The organism is Paenibacillus sp. CFBP 13594, from assembly GCF_014842675.1.
GTDB classification, from domain to species: domain Bacteria; phylum Bacillota; class Bacilli; order Paenibacillales; family Paenibacillaceae; genus Paenibacillus; species Paenibacillus amylolyticus_B.
Genome location: NZ_JACYVQ010000044.1, coordinates 1 through 280, shown reverse-complemented (window position 1 = coordinate 280; position 280 = coordinate 1). Strand labels below are relative to the sequence as shown.

At 52.5% G+C, this 280-nt stretch carries 1 rRNA gene; it reads right to left on the bottom strand.

What is annotated here, in order from left to right:
* Nucleotides 1-279 (bottom strand): 23S ribosomal RNA (locus tag IFU39_RS32565); the annotation flags it as partial.
* Nucleotide 280: the final 1 nt, after the last annotated feature.

The following is a 280-nucleotide window of genomic DNA, read 5'->3' as shown; positions in this document are numbered from 1 at the left end:
TGGTTTGGGCTTCTCCGCGTTCGCTCGCCGCTACTGACGGAATCACTATTGTTTTCTCTTCCTCAGGGTACTTAGATGTTTCAGTTCCCCTGGTATGCCTCTGCACAACCTATGTATTCAGTTGTGAGTAACTGGAAATTACCCCAGCTGGGTTTCCCCATTCGGACACCCCCGGATCAAAGCTTGCTTACAGCTCCCCGAGGCAGTTTCGTTGTTCGCCACGTCCTTCATCGGCTCCTAGCGCCTAGGCATCCTCCGTGTGCTCTTAGTAGCTTAACCA